14 protein-coding genes, 1 tRNA gene and 6 pseudogenes are annotated in these 19,501 nt (G+C 35.2%); 7 read left to right on the top strand and 14 right to left on the bottom strand.

What is annotated here, in order from left to right:
* The first annotated feature begins 385 nt into the window (after nt 1-385).
* The gene (locus AABM58_RS03410; protein ID WP_338406346.1) at nt 386-1,984 is read left to right on the top strand and encodes an ABC transporter permease; all 1,599 of its coding nucleotides are present in this window, start codon (nt 386-388) and stop codon (nt 1,982-1,984) included.
* A 10-nt stretch (nt 1,985-1,994) separates the two neighbouring features.
* Here the strand turns inward: AABM58_RS03410 and AABM58_RS03405 are convergent, their stop codons facing one another.
* Together AABM58_RS03405 and apaG are read right to left on the bottom strand one after the other, a co-directional pair.
* Nucleotides 1,995-2,936, bottom strand: coding sequence for an Rpn family recombination-promoting nuclease/putative transposase (locus AABM58_RS03405; RefSeq protein ID WP_259245307.1), 942 nt, complete (start codon nt 2,934-2,936; stop codon nt 1,995-1,997).
* A gap of 177 nt (nt 2,937-3,113) precedes the next feature.
* Nucleotides 3,114-3,515 (bottom strand): Co2+/Mg2+ efflux protein ApaG, encoded by a 402-nt coding sequence (gene apaG, locus AABM58_RS03400; RefSeq protein ID WP_174516854.1) that lies wholly within the window; start codon nt 3,513-3,515, stop codon nt 3,114-3,116.
* Between the two features lie 99 nt (nt 3,516-3,614).
* Between apaG and AABM58_RS03395 the strand changes: the two genes are divergently transcribed.
* The gene (locus AABM58_RS03395) at nt 3,615-4,679 is read left to right on the top strand and encodes a 5-(carboxyamino)imidazole ribonucleotide synthase (RefSeq protein ID WP_338406345.1); all 1,065 of its coding nucleotides are present in this window, start codon (nt 3,615-3,617) and stop codon (nt 4,677-4,679) included.
* Nucleotides 4,680-5,034: 355 nt separating this feature from the next.
* Nucleotides 5,035-5,861, top strand: a pseudogene (locus AABM58_RS03390) (IS5 family transposase).
* Between the two features lie 216 nt (nt 5,862-6,077).
* Here AABM58_RS03390 and AABM58_RS03385 read toward each other — a convergent pair.
* Both AABM58_RS03385 and AABM58_RS03380 read right to left on the bottom strand, forming a co-directional pair.
* The gene (locus AABM58_RS03385; RefSeq protein WP_338406344.1) at nt 6,078-7,025 is read right to left on the bottom strand and encodes an IS110 family RNA-guided transposase; all 948 of its coding nucleotides are present in this window, start codon (nt 7,023-7,025) and stop codon (nt 6,078-6,080) included.
* A gap of 297 nt (nt 7,026-7,322) precedes the next feature.
* A pseudogene (locus AABM58_RS03380) lies at nt 7,323-8,329 on the bottom strand (IS110 family RNA-guided transposase).
* Between the two features lie 354 nt (nt 8,330-8,683).
* On the opposite strand from AABM58_RS03380, the pseudogene AABM58_RS07920 reads away from it, so the two are divergent.
* Nucleotides 8,684-8,788: pseudogene (locus tag AABM58_RS07920) on the top strand (IS5 family transposase); the annotation flags it as partial.
* Between the two features lie 58 nt (nt 8,789-8,846).
* Here AABM58_RS07920 and AABM58_RS03375 read toward each other — a convergent pair.
* A pseudogene (locus tag AABM58_RS03375) lies at nt 8,847-9,673 on the bottom strand (IS5 family transposase).
* 161 nt (nt 9,674-9,834) lie between these two features.
* On the opposite strand from AABM58_RS03375, the gene lepB reads away from it, so the two are divergent.
* The gene (lepB, locus tag AABM58_RS03370) at nt 9,835-10,581 is read left to right on the top strand and encodes a signal peptidase I (RefSeq protein ID WP_338406343.1); all 747 of its coding nucleotides are present in this window, start codon (nt 9,835-9,837) and stop codon (nt 10,579-10,581) included.
* Between the two features lie 7 nt (nt 10,582-10,588).
* Here lepB and hscA read toward each other — a convergent pair whose 3' ends face one another.
* The 4 genes from hscA to iscU are packed head-to-tail and all read right to left on the bottom strand — an operon-like array spanning nt 10,589 to nt 13,584.
* On the bottom strand, nt 10,589-12,346 hold the full coding sequence (hscA, locus tag AABM58_RS03365; RefSeq protein ID WP_338406342.1) for a Fe-S protein assembly chaperone HscA: 1,758 nt from the start codon (nt 12,344-12,346) through the stop codon (nt 10,589-10,591).
* On the bottom strand, nt 12,324-12,782 hold the full coding sequence (locus AABM58_RS03360) for an iron-sulfur cluster co-chaperone HscB C-terminal domain-containing protein (RefSeq protein WP_338406889.1): 459 nt from the start codon (nt 12,780-12,782) through the stop codon (nt 12,324-12,326). Before AABM58_RS03360 ends, hscA begins: the two co-directional genes overlap by 23 nt.
* On the bottom strand, nt 12,775-13,188 hold the full coding sequence (locus tag AABM58_RS03355) for a HesB/IscA family protein (RefSeq protein ID WP_338406341.1): 414 nt from the start codon (nt 13,186-13,188) through the stop codon (nt 12,775-12,777). The genes AABM58_RS03360 and AABM58_RS03355 overlap by 8 nt, the downstream gene beginning before the upstream one ends.
* Nucleotides 13,189-13,200: 12 nt before the next feature.
* Complete coding sequence (gene iscU / locus AABM58_RS03350; RefSeq protein ID WP_151808025.1) at nt 13,201-13,584, bottom strand: Fe-S cluster assembly scaffold IscU; 384 nt, start codon at nt 13,582-13,584, stop codon at nt 13,201-13,203.
* 178 nt (nt 13,585-13,762) lie between these two features.
* Here iscU and ftsY point away from each other — a divergent pair, with 178 nt between their 5' ends.
* Nucleotides 13,763-14,674: a signal recognition particle-docking protein FtsY gene (gene ftsY, locus AABM58_RS03345; protein WP_338406340.1), complete on the top strand. Its 912-nt coding sequence runs from the start codon at nt 13,763-13,765 to the stop codon at nt 14,672-14,674.
* Here ftsY and radA read toward each other — a convergent pair.
* The 3 genes from radA to AABM58_RS03330 all read right to left on the bottom strand — a co-directional run bounded on the left by radA (nt 14,661) and on the right by AABM58_RS03330 (nt 17,421).
* Nucleotides 14,661-16,004, bottom strand: coding sequence for a DNA repair protein RadA (gene radA, locus AABM58_RS03340; protein WP_264723993.1), 1,344 nt, complete (start codon nt 16,002-16,004; stop codon nt 14,661-14,663). The genes ftsY and radA overlap by 14 nt on opposite strands.
* Nucleotides 16,005-16,792: 788 nt before the next feature.
* Nucleotides 16,793-17,266 (bottom strand): hypothetical protein, encoded by a 474-nt coding sequence (locus AABM58_RS03335; protein WP_338406339.1) that lies wholly within the window; start codon nt 17,264-17,266, stop codon nt 16,793-16,795.
* Nucleotides 17,267-17,336: 70 nt separating this feature from the next.
* Nucleotides 17,337-17,421 (bottom strand) — tRNA-Leu (locus AABM58_RS03330).
* 62 nt (nt 17,422-17,483) lie between these two features.
* Between AABM58_RS03330 and tldD the strand changes: the two genes are divergently transcribed.
* Nucleotides 17,484-18,902 carry a metalloprotease TldD gene (gene tldD / locus AABM58_RS03325; RefSeq protein ID WP_338406338.1) on the top strand — a complete coding sequence of 473 codons (1,419 nt, stop codon included), beginning with the start codon at nt 17,484-17,486 and terminating at the stop codon, nt 18,900-18,902.
* Nucleotides 18,903-18,909: 7 nt separating this feature from the next.
* On the opposite strand, the pseudogene AABM58_RS03320 reads toward tldD, so the two are convergent.
* Both AABM58_RS03320 and AABM58_RS03315 read right to left on the bottom strand, forming a co-directional pair.
* Nucleotides 18,910-19,145, bottom strand: a pseudogene (locus tag AABM58_RS03320) (IS481 family transposase); the annotation flags it as partial.
* Between the two features lie 2 nt (nt 19,146-19,147).
* Nucleotides 19,148-19,425: pseudogene (locus AABM58_RS03315) on the bottom strand (IS110 family transposase); the annotation flags it as partial.
* Nucleotides 19,426-19,501: the final 76 nt, after the last annotated feature.

Here is a 19,501-nt window from a genome sequence, read left to right as displayed (position 1 = left end):
CATTCCGCTACTCGTTAGCGGAATCTATACCGCGCATAGCTGTACGAACATTGTGATTTGAGAGCAATTTCCACAAGGGAGGATGTCATCCCAGTGCTCCTTTTTTTGTCATCCCAGTGCTTGACACTGGGATCCAGCTTTTTTGTAATTTTATTGAAAATGTTGTATAGTTGTTTGTTTACAATCAATTTTTCTGGATCCAAGTAGTCTGGGCACTGCCTTTGTGTTTGAGGCAAAACCTGCTATACACACTGCTTTCACAAACGAATGTTCGTACAGTTGTGGGCGGTATGACGTAGGGAAACCTTTCTTGGGTTAGCTATAATTACTGGATATCTTCAGTTTTTACATATAACATTTTAATATAAAATATAGATTCAAATTAATGTTTTTAAGAGTATTTAAAAATATATTCTTATTTCTAGTAAGTATATTATTCGTCTGTCCAATATTATCATTAATATCAATTCTATTTACAGATACAGCAAATTCCGGATGGGTAATCAGTACACTTTTCCCTGAATATATACTGAGTACGTTAATTTTGATGATAGGAGTGGGGGGGATATCCTTCATATTTGGAGTAATTCCAGCTTGGCTTACCACATTTTTTTCATTTCCTGGAAGTAAAATTTTTGAGATTGCTTTGTTCTTTCCGATATCGATTCCTGGATATATAGTAGCGTTCGTCTATGTAAATACGCTAGAGTTTTCAGGTCCGGTGCAGAGCTTATTAAGAGACATTTTAGATTGGAGCAAAGGTGACTATTGGTTTCCTGAAATAAAATCCCTAGGTGGTGGAATATTAGTAATGGGATTCAGCCTATATCCATACGTTTATATGTTAGTTCGCTCAAGTCTAAAGAATGTTAGTAACTCAGTCACTATTGCATCAACACTTGGGTTCTCCTCATTGAAGAGCCTGTTTTCTGTCATCATACCCTCCATACGCCCATCAATTATAGCTGGGTTGTCTTTGGTACTAATGGAAGTAATTACAGATTTCGGCACACCACAGTTTCTTGCTATCGATACTTTTACGACAGGAATATATCGCACCTGGTTTTTACTGCATGACAAATATTCAACTACTGTTTTAGCAGTTGCAGAATTAATTTTCGTTGTGATACTAATAGCTATCGAAAAAAAACTACAAAAAAAAGGAATATCTTACTCTTCAATCAATACCAATTCGGATTATCACAACAAACGGAGTATAAGTGGCGCTATGCCGTTGATTTGCACTTATATTATGTGTGCATTACCAATATTGATAGGTTTTGCTTTACCAATGATTCCACTTATATATTGGAGCATAGAGAAGGGGTTTTTCATATACGAAGCAAGATTCTATAACATAATAGCAAATAGCATTAGTTTATCATTTATCACCGCATTAATCTCAATTAGCATTGCAATAATGATTGGATATACGGCGCATAAAAATAAGGTAATCAACAATATAGCGCGTCTCATTTCTTTAGGCTACGCAATTCCAAATGCAATTATCGCAATTAGTATAATAATATTTTTAAGCAGAATATCCTCTTTCATTACTCAATATGTTGTGGAAATTAGCTTAGTAGGAACTATCGGTGCTTTAATTTACTCATATTTATTTCGTTTTTTTGCTATATCTTTCAAGGCGGTAGAGTCAGGGCTCAAAAAAACACCAAATGAAATTGAGTGGACTGCATATACCATGGGTCACGGACCTATTTCCACATGTTTGAATGTTCATATCCCTCTCATCAAGAAGAGTATATTATCGGGATTTTTGCTCGTATTTATGGATACTATCAAGGAGCTCACAGCAACACTCATTATAAGACCATTCAATTTTGAAACAATATCAACTAGAATATATGAACTTGTAAGCGATGAGCGCTATAGAGAAGCTGCCCCATTTTCTTTAATGATAGTTATAATAGGCTTAATCTCTACAATAACCTTATTTACACTTGATGATAAGGATAAAAAATAAACGTAACCGTTCACAGATTTCCACTTAATTCTTCAATCTCACTAATAGAAAGGCCAGTAAACTTAACAATAGTGTTGACATCAACATTATTAGCCAGCATTGCTTTTGCGACTTCAATTTTCCCTTCAATTTTCCCTTCAATTTTCCCTTCAATTTTCCCTTCAATTTTCCCTTCAATTTTCCCTTTCTCTATACCTTTTTGTATACCTTTCTCTTCAGCAAGATCAAGTCTGTATTCAAGAATAGCTTCTTCTTTGCGTAGATCCATTATCCTTTCTTCATAGGCTACTAAATCTTTTTCGTTCCAACGAAACTTGTCTAATTCATCATATGCTAGCTTTATTATTGGCGCTTTTTCTGCTATCTCTTTTAAGTCTTCTTCTGTTGTTTCTTCTGCGTATTTAAAAAAGAAACACCACCTTTCTACTATACTTTCTAACTGCTCTACTTTATTTTTTGCGAATTTAGGCAACTCAATAAAGACAAACTGAAAATCTTTTAAGTAATGGCCGTTAGTTTTTATATCACGTATATTGTGAGTAGAAATATAATCAACTTCTTCAGGAAGTAAGTTACAATTTGATATAGCAATAAAGAAGACTTTCTTTAAATCAATGTAGTTGCCAGATTTATCTAATTGTCTTGAGTAGGCTTTAGCAGCATAGAGTTGTGCGCGCTTTTCAAAGCCCTTGTCTCTAGCGAGCTGCATTTCTGCTATATATCTATTTCCGTGAGAATCCTTGCAGAGAACATCAACAATACTTTGTTTATCAGAGGCAACTTCGGGGTCCATAATAGTGCTAAGAAACTCAACTTCTTGTATTGCATTTATCTCAGTAAACCCTAAAATATCATTCAAAAAGTGGATCAGGATATTCTTATTTTTTTCCGTTCCAAAGATTTTTTTGAAACACAAATCATTGCGAGGATCGAGAAATTTTGAAAGAGCCATGGCAAAAATGCTTGAAAATATTAATAATTATACACTATTATTAACAATTATTCAACCATATTTTTGAAGATAGCTAGTTTCTGTATTTATTTTAAATTGAAGAAAGCTCAAATGAAAGATCATGTTTTGCTAAAAATCACAGAATGCAGTCTGGTTACAAATAAACTATTTTGATAGTTAATGGGGTCTAGTTTTGACGTATGGACTATCCAAAGAAAAGGGTGGTATCATAACCTCAAAAATTTTTATGCTCTCTTCATTCAGAAATTCATACTTACCCTGCATTATTCCTGACGGTGCATTTAAGTATGTTCCACTTGTGTATTTGAATACCTCTCCAGATTTTATCACAGGTTGTTCTCCGATAACACCAACTCCGGCAATTTCATTTACTTTTCCCTTATAATCTATTATTTGCCAATGACGACTTAACAATTGAATAGTTGATTGACTTTTGTTTTTTATCTTAACGTTATACATCCATACATAGCAATTTTCATAAGGAATGGATTGCTCTTCAATATAAATTGGTAAAACTGTAACTTCAACAAAGTTGGTAGTTAGTGTGTATTCTAGAATCATTATAGAATATTCATGATAAAAAGATAACATTCTAATTATATACTTTTTTCATAGATTTTTCAAGTATACTTTAATTAGGAAATATCAATTTATAGTATGAATGAACCAGATGCGCTGAGCAAAAAAGTAATAGGAATAATAGGTGGTGGACAATTAGGTAAAATGACTGCTATCGCTGCAACAAAACTTGGACAAAAAACACATGTTTTTGCCAGTGCTAAAGACGATCCAGCTTGCTCTGTTGCTGATGATTTCACAATAGCAGATTTCTCTGATAAGAAAGCGCTTGAATCTTTTGCACAGAGTGTGGATTTGGTCACTATTGAGTCTGAAAATATTCCATGTAGTGCAATTGATATCGATGTAAATTTTTATCCGGGTAAAAAAGCGTTACACATTGCGCAAAATAGGCTTAGAGAGAAAGATTTCATTAGAAGCTTGAGTATAAAAACTGCTGAATACAAAAGTATACAAAATTATAATGAGCTACTGAAAAGCAGTAGAGCTTTTGGCTATCCAACAAGGCTGAAAACAACAGAAATGGGTTATGATGGAAAAGGGCAATATGTGCTTGAGAATGATTCTGAAGTGAAGCAATTTGCTTCCTTTGATTGGAATACAGAGTACATTCTTGAAGCAAGTGTTGATTTACTGAAAGAGGTTTCAATAGTCGTTGCAAGAGATAAAAACGGTAAAGTAGCTTTTTTTCCTATAGCAGAAAATTACCACGTTGATGGAATACTTGATACTTCAACAGTGCCAGCTAAAATAGATAGCAAATTAACTCAAGAGGTACAACGAACTGCAAAGAAAATAGCAAATGCGCTTGATGTAATAGGAATTCTGGCTATTGAATTTTTTGTTACTAAGGATAACGAATTGTTAGTTAATGAACTAGCTCCAAGACCTCACAATTCTTGCCACTGGAGCTTGGATGTATGTAACGTTAGTCAATTTGAACAGCTAGTTAGGATAATATGCGGGCTACCTATGCAGGAAGTAGTATTACGCTTTCCTTGTATGACGAAAAATATAATAGGTAATGATATATATGATTCTCATAAGTATTTGAGCAACGAAAAAGCTAGTTTAACCATATATGGGAAAAAAGAGGTTAGGGATAAGCGTAAAATGGGACATATCAATATAGATTTAAGTTAACAGTTTTTCTACGTTATACCGCCACAACTGTACGAACATTACAATTTGCAGGGCTGCAGATGGTGTCATGCAAGTAGCCTCCTTCCCCTGTCATCCCAGTCTGGGATCCAGGAAAATTTGCTTGTGAGCAAGCAAACTAGCATAGAAAGTGGTTACAACGTTTTCGGTGAGATTGTATGGAAAACTGGATTCCAGACTGGAATGACACCATCATAAGGTGAAACTGGATCCAAGTAGTCAGGGCACTGGGATGACAAAAAAAGGAGGCTACTCGGATGACAGGAGAAGGTACTGGGATGACACTAGACTTCTTTCAAAATTGTTAGAGGGAGTGTAAGATGAAGTATTTGAAAGCATGAAATATAAGGAAATAGAAAAGTTAGAAGGAGAAAAGTTTCGACGTTTAACAGGGGTAAAAAAAGCAACATTTGAGCGAATGGTAGAAATTCTAGAAGTGGAGGATAAAAGAAAAAAAGCTAGAAGTGGAAGAAAAAGTAAACTTTGCATAGAAGACAGGCTACTTATGGCACTGGAATATATAAGAGAATATCGTACATATTTTCATATTGGGCAAAGCTATGGCATGAGTGAAAGTAACAGTTTTAAAATAATAAGATAGGTAGAAGACATATTAATAAAACATCCAGATTTTGCATTACCAGGAAAAAAAGAGCTATTAAAGAGTGATGTAGAATATGAAGTTTTAGTAATAGACGGAACTGAAACGCCAGTAGAGAGACCAAAAAAAAGCAAAAGCCCTTCTACTCTGGAAAGAAAAAAAGGCATACTATAAAAACACAAATAGTAACAGAGAAGAAGAGTAAAAAAGTCATATGCACATCTTTCTCGAATGGTAGAAAACACGATTTTCGGATGTTTAGAGAATCAAAGGTAGCAATATTACCGGACACCAAAATCTTAGCTGATGCCGGCTACAGGGGAATGCAGAAGATACACAAAAATGTTGTATTACCGCACAGGAAAATGAAAAAGAATCCGTTAAGCAAAGAACAAAAAAAAGAGAACAGGGCACTTATGAGCCAAAGGGCAATTGTTGAAAACGTAATTGGCTTATTGAAAAGGTTTAAAATCATCTCGGACAGGTATAGAAACCGACGAAAACGTTTTGGTTTAAGGTTTAATTTGATTGCTGCAATTCACAATTTTGAGCTCCATACATGAATTTTGAAAGAAGTCTATTCAAGTAGATATCAACTATGTTTAAAATTTTTTATTTGTGTAATTTTGCAACTTCATATGGGCAATAAAACCCCGTTTTGTTGTATAAGAATAGAATTTATATCAAACAGCTACTACCTTAAGCCAATGAATATGTGCTTTTAGTGTGTGTGGACGCACATATTCATTAACTAATTTTAATTATTGCCATGTAAATTTCTAAACATGCAAATTAATTGCTTCTTTAAGTCTGGCATTGGCGATGACTATAATTTTACGCATAAGTGCAGTGAGTGCTACCATCTTTCTTTTACCACTATCAATAAGCTTACAATAAAAAGCAGCAAGTTCTGACTTGGAGTTTCTAGCAGCCATAGCAGCTGTGAAAAGCTTTGAACGAACGTTACTTCTTCCACCTATAATCCTTCGGTAACCAATAGCTTTACCACTTTCCTTAGGATGAGGTGCAACACCTGCAAGGCTTGCAACTTGCCTTTTGTTTAAGGAACCAAGTTCCGGTATAAGGCACAATAAACATTGAGAGGTTTTTCTACCTATTCCAGGAACTGTTTCAAGAATCTTCTGGTATCGGTTCAGTTCAGGGTTTTCATTGACTATTTTTTGTATAGCTTGATCAAGCTTTTCTACCTGATTATTGAGGAATTCAATAGTTTGTTGACAACTTTCCTTAATGTAATCATTTCCAGGAGTTTTAAGCCTATTTTTTTCTTGAACAAGCATTTTCGTAATATCATCACGACGCTGACAAAGTGTAAATAAGGTGGTTTGTTCTTTTGAGATAGGTGTAAATAGCTGCAGACGTCCACAACGCTCAGCACCATATTGGGCAAGCGCTTTTGCATCCAGATTGTCAGTCTTTGCCAAAGTTCCATGAGATAGAATGAAGTTTTTAACTTGACGAGTATTAGCACGATGCACAGCAATGTTTCTGTCAATAAGAAAATACAATAAGCCAAGCTCATAGCCTCCTGTAGCTTCTAAAATTATCATGGAATTGGGTAAGATATTTGAAAATTTTTGATAAAATTGTTTCCAGCCAGAACAACTATTGTCAAACTTGATAACACTTTTTTGTTCATTAACTGCAATAACAAATTCAAGTTTTCCGATATCAATGCCAATAAAATTTTGATAAGATATAACCATAAAGAACCTCGAGAGTTTAAGTTAAAATTTAAGATTGTAAACGGGTGCATATGTATGTCCCAAACAACTATTCAAACGTCTCGAAGGATAGGCTTGAGTACCTTGATATCTACGTATGTGTAATACTACCGTCTTACGGTCGCTCAAGCCTTTGATAACTATATTTTTTTATAGAGCTACCTTCCTTCTTGCTTCTTTTATATCATATTTCCAACTTACAACCGTCTCGTTAGTCAACAAGAAAATTACAAAATAAGGCAATATTTTATATAAGATTGAAAGTATTTTTTTTAACAATCAGCTAAGTAAACCTTCCTCCAACAGCTTTGCCCTGTAGTTTTTGATATGGTCTGGATCAAAAGCCTTCTTTGAACTTAGAACACCAAAAACAATATGGAGTAACTTACGCATCGCAGCTCCCACAATGGCCATATTATGCTTGCCTTTTTCTTTTAATCTCTTGCAAAAAGTCATAATAATAGGATTGTGATTTTTAGCTACTATAGCAGGAAAATACATTGCCTTACGTAGTGTTCGTGAACCTGATTTACTTAATCTGGGTTTGGCATATACAGAGGGTTATATTTCTCGGTATAACTCCTGCATATGCTGCCAATTGCCTGGCATCTCTAAAAGCCTTTGTGTCAGGAACTTCAGCTAAAATAGCTGTTGCTGATTCTTCTCCTATGCCTGAATAGAAGTTGAAAATTTTCCAACAATTCTTTGTGTTGATTTAATAGTTCACGTACGGAGTTTTTTATTGTTTCTATTTTTTGAGCTATATTCATTGCAAGGTCTTCCCAAGCATTTGCAACTTCTTTGGGAAGTCTCTCTTTTTTTTCTAAGTGGTTATTTACTAATGTTAACTCATCTTTTAACGCAACCGAGCAACGATAAAGATGTTTTAGTTTTTTCAATTCAGGAGAAGGTGGTGTCCAACGAGAAGGTTCCTGTCTTTGGCAATAATCAGCAATAATTTCTGCATCGGTCTGATCATTCTTTTGTCTTACAAGCTTACTCCTCGCATAAGATTTAATACAATAAGGATTTACAACACTAACAAAATATCCAGAATTGTGTAGAAATTCAGCCAAAGCTTCGCTATAACAACCAGTAGCTTCCATACAAGCTTTCACTTGTTCTACGTTATGTTTTTGTAGAAAGTTCAGTAGACCTTGAAACCCATTATCATCGTTCTTAAAGCTTCTTTTCCTAGTTTCACGTTTTCCTTTTTTACTTATGAATGAGAGATAAACATCAAAGCGATCTTTTGATATGTCTATGCCCAAAAAGTTGTTGATCATATATAACCCCATACGTTACTATTTAAAATGAAAAGTAGGGCTAACCTTGTGAATACAGAATTAGAACCATTTAGGTCTTTCTACGATACCGTCCAGCCTATACCTTTGAGAAGGGAGCTCTTATCTACTTGACAGATTTTATATCTAAGCCCTATGACAGAGTGCTTCCCTTCTCCATCTAATGCTTAAGCTTAAAACATTAGATGCTTTTTACAAGATACAAGCCCTTTGTTGCCATCTGGGTAGCTTGACTACTTGGATCCAGGATGGCTTTGTTGCATAGCGTTCAGAAAAACTAGCAGTTACTGACAAAATTCATTATAAAATAGCCATTTAACTGCTTAAAGAAAAAATATGCCACAGAAAATGAAAGTCAGTAACCAAAACGAATATAACAAATTCCTTGAAAAAAGGGGAAATATTTTTCACTTCATTAACGAAGCAATTGAAAATTGGTATTAAAATAGTCCAAAAATGCAAGGCGGCAACTATATTTACAGTAGACTTCTTTCAAAATTCATGTATGGAGCTCAAAATTGTGAATTGCAGCAATCAAATTAAACCTTAAACCAAAACGTTTTCGTCGGTTTCTATACCTGTCCGAGATGATTTTAAACCTTTTCAATAAGCCAATTACGTTTTCAACAATTGCCCTTTGGCTCATAAGTGCCCTGTTCTCTTTTTTTTGTTCTTTGCTTAACGGATTCTTTTTCATTTTCCTGTGCGGTAATACAACATTTTTGTGTATCTTCTGCATTCCCCTGTAGCCGGCATCAGCTAAGATTTTGGTGTCCGGTAATATTGCTACCTTTGATTCTCTAAACATCCGAAAATCGTGTTTTCTACCATTCGAGAAAGATGTGCATATGACTTTTTTACTCTTCTTCTCTGTTACTATTTGTGTTTTTATAGTATGCCTTTTTTTCTTTCCAGAGTAGAAGGGCTTTTGCTTTTTTTTGGTCTCTCTACTGGCGTTTCAGTTCCGTCTATTACTAAAACTTCATATTCTACATCACTCTTTAATAGCTCTTTTTTTCCTGGTAATGCAAAATCTGGATGTTTTATTAATATGTCTTCTACCTATCTTATTATTTTAAAACTGTTACTTTCACTCATGCCATAGCTTTGCCCAATATGAAAATATGTACGATATTCTCTTATATATTCCAGTGCCATAAGTAGCCTGTCTTCTATGCAAAGTTTACTTTTTCTTCCACTTCTAGCTTTTTTTCTTTTATCCTCCACTTCTAGAATTTCTACCATTCGCTCAAATGTTGCTTTTTTTACCCCTGTTAAACGTCGAAACTTTTCTCCTTCTAACTTTTCTATTTCCTTATATTTCATGCTTTCAAATACTTCATCTTACACTCCCTCTAACAATTTTGAAAGAAGTCTAATGAACCAAAATCGTTTTGAATAGAGGAATAACATTCACAAGTAAAATTTCATATTACCATTTTTTAATTTATGTATTATAATAAGCTTAATTTATAAGAAAAACAAAGTTGGAAGAACTAAGCAAAAACTGGGTGATAAGAACGGGAAGATTTTTATCTTCATTGTTTTTTTTACTACTAATTGCGCTATCAATACGTAGTTTTTTATTCGAACCATTTCATATACCTTCTGGTTCAATGAAAAGCACCCTACTTGAAGGGGATTACATTTTTACTAGTAAATATTCATACGGTTACAGTAAACACTCCTTTCCATTTTCTCCAAACATTTTTAGCGGCAGGATTTTTTACACCCCTCCAAAGCGTGGCGACATAGTAGTTTTCAAACCCACAAAAAACGACAGTATCCGATTTGTTAAGCGGGTAATAGGAACACCGGGCGACAAAGTGCAAATGATAGAGGGAGAATTATACCTAAATGATCAGAAAGTAGAGCGAAGGCAAATTGAAAGTTTTTTTGATTATGAGTCAAATCGTAACATACCAAGATATATAGAAACGCTTTTAAGTGGCAAGGAACATGAGATTTTGATAGATAACATTTCTAATAAGCTATCATATAATACTCTGGTTTATTATGTACCTAACGATCAATTTTTTGTTATGGGAGACAATAGAAATAATTCTTTAGATAGCAGGTTTCCTGAAGTTGGTTTTGTACCAATGGAAAATATCATTGGGCGTGTAAGCATAGTTGGTTTATCGTTTAAATTGGGGAAGGTCGATTGGTTACCATTTAATTTCAGATTACCTGTTGCTTTGAGATTAAATAGGGTATTGCACAAGGTTGTGTAAGCTTTTTCTACCTATTTGTTAATTCACACAACTCTAAAGAAGAATTTTCTAACTCGGCGATAGTGTTGTTAATTTCATTCAAGTCATTGCCTTGTAAAGCGTTTTTTGCATTTTGTAATAGGTTTTTCAACTTTTGATCAGTGGAAAAGTTATTATTGTTTTCAACCAAGTGTATGAGTTTATTTCCATTAATTTTAGCACCTGCAAGGGAACGAGCCTTCATATCTTCATCAAAGCTGTTTATTGACTGGTCAACCATATTTTGAATATCAGCTTCACTCAAGCCAAAACTTGAATTTACTTCAACTGTCTGCTCGATTCTGGTAGCTTTTTCTCTTGCAGTAACAGTCAAGATTCCGTCAACGTTAACTGTAAATTCTATTTCAACTCTTGCAGAACCTGCAGGCAGTGGCGGTATACCTTTTAGTTCAAACTGCGCTAGAGATTTGTTATCCTCTATCATTTCACGTTCTCCCTGACAAACGTGAATTTTCATTGCTGTTTGCCCATCAACATAAGTTGTAAACTCTTTTGTTTCTGAAACTGGTAGTGGCGTATTTCTTGGTATGATTTTTTCAACTATGCCTCCCATAGTTTCTATGCCAAGTGATAAAGGTAGAACATCCAGGAGAATATTCCTATCTTTTGAGCTCGAAGTTAAATCATGAGCCTGCAGAGCTGCCCCAATGGCAACTGCTTTATCTGGATCCACGTCATTTAGTACTTTATTTCCAAAGAGTTTGACTAGTGAATTTTGAACCAATGGTGTTCTAGTTGCACCACCAACTAAAATTACTCCTTTTATATCATCAATTTTAAGATCTATATCACTTATAGTACGAGTGACTATATTGATAGTCCTATTAACTAAAGGACTTATTGCCGGCTCGAATTCTTCTCTAGTAATTTCGCATTTAAATGACTTGCCGTTAACATTAAATTCGAAGATACCCATAGTGTGATTGCTTAGGTACTCTTTCACAGAGCGTGATTCGATAAGTAAGGAATTTAGTTGCTTAGGGGTTTTTCCAGTCTTTTCTCTATACTTATTAAGCACAATTGAACTCAGAAGATGATCAAAATCATCACCGCCGAGGTTGGTGTCACCACCAACCGCAAGAACTTGAAACACTCCTTGATACAATTTCAATATTGAAATATCAAATGTTCCACCACCAAGGTCATAAACTGCATATATTCCACTGCTATTGTTCTTTTCAATGGAGTAAGAAAGCGCTGCAGCGGTTGGCTCGTTAACGAGGCGAAGAACTTCTATGCCAGCTAATTTTGCCGCATATTTAGTTGCGTTACGTGCTGAATCGTCAAAGTAAGCTGGCACAGTAATCACTGCTTTTTTTACTTCCATTCCTGTAGACTTTTTCACCCTCTCGCATAAAGCTTTTAATATCTCAGCAGAAATTTCAACAGGAGTGAGATACTTTTCCTCTGCGCATTTTATTCTAATAACTTTTTCGCTTTCATGATCTATTTCAAAATTGACGCCTTCTTTATTTAATTCTTCAACACTTTTACCCATTAAACGCTTTATTGAGTAGATTGCATTTTGACCGACGTCACAGCCAGTTTTCAATGTATTATTTTCATATGAAAGAGCAGAAGGCAGTAGCTCTCTTCCCTGCTTATCTTTAAATATCTCCACATTGCCAGCTTTATTTACCATGGCAATTAAAGAATTGGTAGTACCAAGATCTATACCAAAAACTACTTCACTTGAATTTGGTTCAGAAATTTGAATTGGTTGCATTCTTTTTCACCTCCTCAAATGACTTATATAAATATTTCAATCTTAAGACTTGTGTAGCAGCTCCATCAAAATTCTTTACAGCAAAAGTGTTAATTAGGTTTTTAACGCAATCTTTTATTTTTTCATCAATCATCCTGCTTGCAAATTGTAGATCGTCACATTCCAGCAAATATTCTCTTATTTCCATTGATTCATTTAATATTTCAGAATTCGGATGATCCTTTGGGCTTCCCACACCAAAAAGATTCAACAAATGCTCAGCACGTTCTAGTGGTGACTTTAGCACCTGATAAGCTTTGTTGATATTTTCCATGTTTTTGGACTGTCTTTCATTTATATCAATTTTGCTTAGTTCAATGTACTTTTTCTCTAACTCATCAAAGCTGATATTGAAAGCTGGTTCAATTTCAAACAATGCAAAATAGTTGCTAGACATGAAAACTCTCTCCACAACCACATTTTCCTTTCTCATTAGGATTTTTGAAAACAAAACCCGATGAGAATTTTTCCTCTACATAATCCATTTCAGAACCAAGAATAAACATGACGGATTTTGGATCGATCAACACTTTAACTTTTTGGTCATCACTACAGGTTTCCTCAATTATCGACTCTAAAGGACGAGTATCATATGCATATTCAATATCATATTTTAAACCAGAACATCCTTTTTGTTTAATTAGCACTCTTATTCCTATTGCTTCTTCCGGTTTCTCGAGGTTAGTATGCTTCTTTTGGTCCAATAAATACCTTATCCTTTCTACTGCATTTGCAGTTATAGTGATAAGTTTTTTATTCTTTTTTACAGTTTCACCTCCGCCTACTTCTTGATATTCACCCATGTTCGTAGCTTCTTAATTCTTTTGTTTACTTTGATAGTCATGAATAGCAGCCTTTATAGCATCTTCAGCAAGTACCGAACAGTGTATCTTCACTGGAGGTAAAGACAACTCTTCCACTATTTGAGTATTCTTTATCTGTGTAACGTCACTGATGGTTCTTCCCTTTATCATCTCTGTTAACAAGGAACTTGAAGCAATGGCAGAACCACAACCAAAAGTTTTAAATTTTGCATCTTCAATAACACCTTTGTCATTGACCTTTATCTGCAATTTCATTACATCACCGCACGATGGTGCACCAACTAGACCAGTGCCAACACTTGGATCATTTTTATCCAGAGAGCCAACATTCCTTGGATTTTCGTAATGATCTAAAATTTTCTCATTATAACTCATAAAATTACCTGTGAACCGCTATTCTACATTATAACATATTTAGGTTAAAAACTAAAGTAAAATACACTAGCAAACAGTATATTTTACTCACAAAATATATGGGTTACGAGTGTATTTACTTTACAAATACATGTAGTGCATGTCATTCTCTATATTGTAATTAAAAAGGAGTATTCTCTTGAGTTTATTTGGTAACCTTTATAAAGGCTTGTTAAAAACTTCTTCTCGCTTTAGCGACGGGGTGAAAAGTATTTTTTCTGGCAAAAAAAAATTAGATCAGTCGCTTTTAGATGAGCTAGAAGAATTGCTAATTAGCATGGACATTGGTCATAAAACTTCCAAATTAATTATTGACAGGCTCACAAGCATCAAATTTGACAAAGAAGTTGAGTATAATATTATCACGCAGCAATTAGTGAATGAAATAGAAGCTATATTAAATCCGGTCGTGCAGCCGTTAGTTTTGAATAAAAAACCCCACATAATAATGGTATGCGGAGTAAATGGTAACGGTAAAACCACAACTATAGGTAAGCTCGCATATAAATACAAGGAAATGGGAAAATCCGTTATGCTTGTTGCATGCGACACATTTAGAGCGGCTGCTAGTGAGCAATTAAACATTTGGGCAGAACGCTCTGGTTGTTCTATCGTTACTGGAGAGTACGGTAGCGACTCTGCAAGTGTGGCATATAGAGCTGTAAGTCAAGCTATAAAAGATAACGTTGATGTTGTTCTAATTGACACAGCAGGAAGGCTGCAAAATAATGTGAACCTTATGGAGGAATTATCAAAAATATATAGAACGATAAAGAAATTGGATGACACTGCCCCTCATGATGTTATTTTAGTTCTTGACGCAACTACCGGCCAAAATGCTTATAGCCAATTAGAAGCATTTAGCAAAATGGTTAATGTTACCGGGCTAATCGTAACAAAGCTAGATGGCACCGCTAAAGGCGGAGTAGTAATTGGACTTGCAGAAGTTTATAAGATAAAGTTACATGCTATAGGAATTGGTGAAAGTATAGAGGACTTAAAGGAGTTTACTAGTAAAGAGTTTGCTGAAGCATTATTTAATTGTAATTAAAAATTTCTCTTAATTCCCTTACGTGACCAAGCTTAATTATCTCAATATCGTGAGAAGAGTAATTACCATTTTTAGGCATAATTGCTTTTTTGAATCCTAACTTTTGTGCTTCTTTTAGTCTGAGATCAGCATGCGAGACATTCCTAATTTCTCCTGAAAGTGCAACTTCACCGCAGATTATTGAAGAAGTTGGCAGCGGTAAATTTACTACACTTGAAATAAGGGAAGCAGCAACAGCAAGATCAGCCGATGGTTCCTGTATTTTGAGTCCCCCTGCAATGTTTAGGTATACCTCTTTATCATGCAAAAACATTTTGCAACGAGCATTTAGCACCGCGATGATCATAGCCAATCTATTAATATCCCACCCAACTACTGCCCTTCTTGGGGTTGCCATATTAGTTCCTGCTATTAATGCTTGCACTTCCATTAAAATTGGTCTTGAACCCTCAATTCCTGCAAATACGGCGCTGCCAACTACTTCTCTGTCATGGGCCATCAGAAACAATGATGATGGGTTATCAACAGGCACAAGTCCTGCTTCAGACATCTCAAAAACACCAATTTCATTTGCAGGGCCAAATCTATTCTTAATAGTACGCAAAATGCGGTATTGATTGCTATTTTCACCTTCAAAATATAATACCGTATCCACCATATGCTCCAAAGTTTTAGGTCCAGCTATTTGTCCATCCTTAGTTATATGACCAACTATTAAAAGAGAAATACCATATTGTTTCGCAAGAATGGTTAATTCATGTGCGCAAGTGCGGACCTGAGTTACAGTTCCTGGTGCTGATGTAATTCTGCTATCATACATTGTTTGTATAGAGTCAATTACTAAAAATTTAATACTTTTATTTTCCTTTATTGTTGCTACTACATCAGTTAAAGACACTGTAGATAAAAGCTTAATTTTAGGTTCATTTATCTTAAGACGCTTTGCTCTGAGACTCACTTGCTCTAAAGATTCCTCGCCAGATACATAAAGACATTCAAAAGAGGAAAGTTGCACAACATTAGCTGCAATTCTAAGCAAAAGGGTGGATTTCCCAATTCCAGGTTCGCCACCAATTAAAATGCTAGCACCTTGAACGATACCCCCACCAAAAACTCTATCTAATTCTTCTATTCCTGTTAAAAAACGACTTGGAGTGATAATTTCGCTACCCGATAACGTCTTTATTAAAATTGGTGCAGATATACTTCTTTTGCTCGTTTTTACTGCTATTTCCTCAACAACTGTATCCCAATTGTCACATGCAATACACTTCCCTACCCACCTGCCAGTGCTATGACCACAGGATTGACATACATATACAGTTTTCATCAAAGCCAAAATTATTTTGTTGTAATTGTAATAAAAATTAGCTGAATAGGCGAAGTAAATCTAAACACTGAGTCTCACAAACGTTGTAATTCGAAGGAAATTTGTATACTACATGGTGCCATTCCAGCGTGTAACGCTGGCGACCCCTACGTCATACCGCCGCGATATCTCTAGATCCCGCTAACAAGCAGCGGGATGACGGTTGTCGTTTAGCCATAAACATTAAGAAATTTACCAAACGAAAAAAAAGGCAAAAGAAACCCCAGTCATTGTCTATTTTCAGTATTGGCGTTTTTTAAGTCTTAAACGCTGCAATTTAGCTGCTTTTAAATGCAACTAACCTTAGCTATAAATGTTTAAGAAATTTACTAGGCAGAAAAAAAAGGCAAAGAAAACCCGTGGTAGCTAGTTATTACACTCTCTATTTTAAAATTTGACGTTGGGTGATGTCTTGAACGCTTTATAAGCGCGTTTCAGCTTATATAGGTAAAAACCTAAAAATGTTGTGAAGACATAAGGTACACATAGTGCAAAAAATTAAACAATAGTACGCCAAATACAAGTTTTCTTGTCATTTTAATCTGCTGCAGAGATTGCGAAGTTAAATAAAATAGCTTCAGTTTCATGATAAGGAAGCTGGCGGAGTTTGTCAAGCAAGTTTTTCGTTTCTACTGAATGACAATTGTGGCTTGGGCAAGAAATCCATTGATGTGAAATACTGAGCGCTCCTACCCCAATAAGCCCACAATTTCTGCTTACACTTTTGTATAGGCTCCAATTGTCGCATGTTAACTATAAAAACAACTACTACTTTTGGAATTATTATTTTGGTCTATTTGTGACTCACTAATCATAGTCCGTACGAAATTAGCTGCCATAGTAGCACAGCCTAAAATGAAAAAAGTAGTAGAAATAAAAGGGATAATGGGAGATTCGAAAGGCAATATAGGTGTAATTCCTCCTACTAAAAATAAAACACTAGATGTGATATCAAGACAAATCTTTGTTAGCTTTTTCTGTCCTGCTACACCAAGTTGCTTCTGCTGTCGAAAATGATCATTTAATGACCATATATTTAAGATAAACGAAAGTGCACTTAGTACAGTGCTGACAATAGTAAAACATAAACTTAAGGCAGAAATATTAAAGATTGATGCTGCTATATATCCAATAAAAAAGGCGGTAGATAGTGTAGTAACTAAGCGTTTTGAATAAGTTCGTACCTTCTTTCTGTAGGCTAACTTATTTTTTTCACCATACATAGCATAAATATTACCTAATACGTTATGTTATAGCATTAATTAATTCAACAAGCAATATGGAAGCTAAGAGTGCCCGAGAGAAGACTTGAACTTCCACAACTTAAAAAGTTACTAGCACCTGAAGCTAGCGCGTCTACCAATTCCGCCACCCGGGCTTTTTATAGTTTACTATGTTTAAATTAAATAATATACTTAAACAATTTTTAGTTCAAAGGTAATGCCAAATCTAGACCAAATATTTTTCGCTCAAAACAATGTTAATATTAATAACGTATATAAAACAGTCAATAGTGCTTTGAGCAATAGCGATGGTGGTGAGCTGTTTCTAGAATTCTGTCAGTCAGAGTCTCTGCTTTTTGAGGATAACATATTAAAACACATGGACTTGAATACTAGAAGGGGGTTTGGTTTAAGGTCTTTTTGTGAGGATAGTACGTCTTTTGTTTGCTCTTCTGAAATTAGCGAAAAGGAAATTAGTAATGCTGCTTCTATAGTAAAAAGTTCAGTGTCTTTAAATAAAACAAATTCAATAAACTTAAATGAAGAGACAACAAGCCTATATTCGAGGATTAACCCCATAAATGAAATGGATCTGAATTCAAAGATTAAACTACTCAATGAGGTTAACGAATATATAAGATCTAAAAATAACTGCGTGAAGCAAGTAAAAATAACTTTAAGTGGAGAATGGCAAGTTGTACAAATAATAAAGGGTGATCACAGATTAAGTGACATTAGGCCTCTAGTACGTTTTAATGTGCTAGTCATTGCAGAGAAAAACGGTCAAATCGAAAGAGGTTCTGCAGGGCATGGTGGAAGGGACTCTTATAGTAAGTTTGTTTCTGAGAAAAAGTGGAAAGAAGTTGCAAATCAAGCATTAAAACAAGCACTAATAAATCTTGAAGCAATTCCAACTCCAGCTGGAGAAATGACAGTCGTTTTAGGTCCAGGCTGGCCAGGAATATTGTTACACGAAGCCGTAGGTCATGGACTTGAGGGCGACTTCAATCGCAAAAAAGTCTCAGCATTTTCAAATTCTGTGGGTAAGCAAGCAGCGGCTAGTGGCATAACGGTAGTTGATGATGGAACTCTACCTAATTTACGCGGCTCTATCAGTGTAGACGATGAAGGCACTTCACCCAGTTATAATATACTGATAGAAGATGGGATCCTAAAAGGATACATGCAGGATCATATGAACGCTAAACTCATGGGTGTAAATCCAACTGGTAATGGTAGAAGGGAAAGTTATAAAGAAGTTACTATGCCGCGCATGACAAACACCTATATGTTGCCTGGAAAACATGCACCGGAGGAAATAATATCTAGCGTAAAGAAAGGTCTATATGCAGTAAATTTCGGTGGTGGGCAGGTTGATATAACGTCAGGAAAATTTGTTTTTTCATCTTCGGAAGCTTACCTAATAGAAAATGGCAAAATTACACAGCCAGTCAAAGGGGCAACACTAATTGGTGATGGTCCAACAGTGTTGAAAAAAGTATCTATGGTTGGTAATGATCTAAAGTTGGATCCTGGTGTTGGCACATGCTCGAAAGATGGACAAAATGTGCCCGTTGGAGTTGGTCAGCCAACACTCAAAGTTGACGCAATAACTGTTGGTGGGACTGAGATATAGATAAGAGCTAAGAGGGATTCCAGCGCATGACGCACAACATGTATGGTCCCAGAGTGTGATGGTGAGGATTCAGTATAAATAATTCAGGAGCACTAATAACATATAAATTCATAAGGAGTCAGACCATTAAGAGTTTTGAGTCTTTTAGCGTAATATAACAAAGTCATAAAGATGCTCTTTGAGTTGCTGGTAGTAATACTTCTTAATTGTAGCATTCTTTAAAGTTTTGTTCATACGTTCAACCTACGTAGTACACATATTTGATTATCTGGCCTAAATGACCCTTGAGGTAATCCATAGCTGTGCAATTGCTGCAACCATTGGCAATCCTGAACATCTGACTTTCTTCCAGGTACATTTTTTACATGTCTTGCATTTACCAGTTTTACTTCGAACCCATATGATTCAAGTACTTGAAATAAGGGAATCCAGTACACTCCATAGCTACAGTTGTAACTTCACACTTTTTTAATCACCGTGCTAGGTTATGAAGGTCTTCAGTAAAGCAGCCAAATTTCTGAACGAAGTTATACTCAAAAATGACTAAACAATGGAGTTTTTCTCCTGGTTTGACAGGTTTTATCTGTTCGCTGCTACGA

Origin of the sequence: Wolbachia endosymbiont (group A) of Longitarsus flavicornis (genome assembly GCF_963931955.1) — a bacterium.
GTDB lineage: Bacteria > Pseudomonadota > Alphaproteobacteria > Rickettsiales > Anaplasmataceae > Wolbachia.
The sequence above is the reverse complement of the archived record's forward strand: the minus strand, read 5'-3'. Positions and strand labels throughout refer to the sequence as shown.